General features: G+C 40.1%; 1 protein-coding gene. It reads right to left on the bottom strand.

Annotated features, from left to right (window positions below):
* Positions 1 to 222: 222 nt before the first annotated feature.
* Positions 223 to 621: hypothetical protein (locus tag GNE10_RS34995; protein ID WP_221643113.1), on the bottom strand; the 399-nt coding region annotated here is incomplete at its 5' end.

The following is a 621-nucleotide window of genomic DNA, read 5'->3' as shown; positions in this document are numbered from 1 at the left end:
ATTTGTCCTTGAAAGCGCGGGCGTAGGCAATACGGTTCGGGGAAAGGGGAAAGGGGAAGGGGGAAAGGTTTCAAATACATCCAAATCCCCTTACCCCTTAACCTTTTCCCAGACAACAAGGGACGTTATCCTCCATCCCATTTCCGGAAATTGAAATTCACATTGGTAAATTATTTCCATAAGTGTGGCGATCGCAAACATTTTAATCTAAAAATAAAACCTTCATTTTTGATTGACTTTGAGCGAATAGCGAGATAGGGTTGCCTTCATTTTCAAGTTAGTAAACTTCAATATTGCGTCCACTAATTCTTGCTGTTCTGGTTGTAACTTCAGTGTTTTGAGCGCTTGATTGATATTGTTACCAGCGCGGAGATTGCGAGCAAATTGGGCACGCTGAGATGAATTTAATACTGCCTGAATTTCCTTGTTTCTTCTCTGACGTATACCCTGGAGTTGTTGGCGTTGTTGGGGAGTCAGGTTAATATCTGATATTAAAGTAGAATCGCTAACAGCTTTAGTAGTTTTGGCGACAAGATTACTCGAAGTAATATTTAGTTGAACGTTTGCAGCTAGGGCAATTCCCGGTATGAAGAAAATAAAAGCAAGGATATTAAATAATAC

It is taken from the genome of Nostoc sp. 2RC, from assembly GCF_014222165.1.
GTDB lineage: Bacteria > Cyanobacteriota > Cyanobacteriia > Cyanobacteriales > Nostocaceae > Nostoc > Nostoc linckia.
This window is presented reverse-complemented; position numbering and strand designations above follow the sequence as displayed.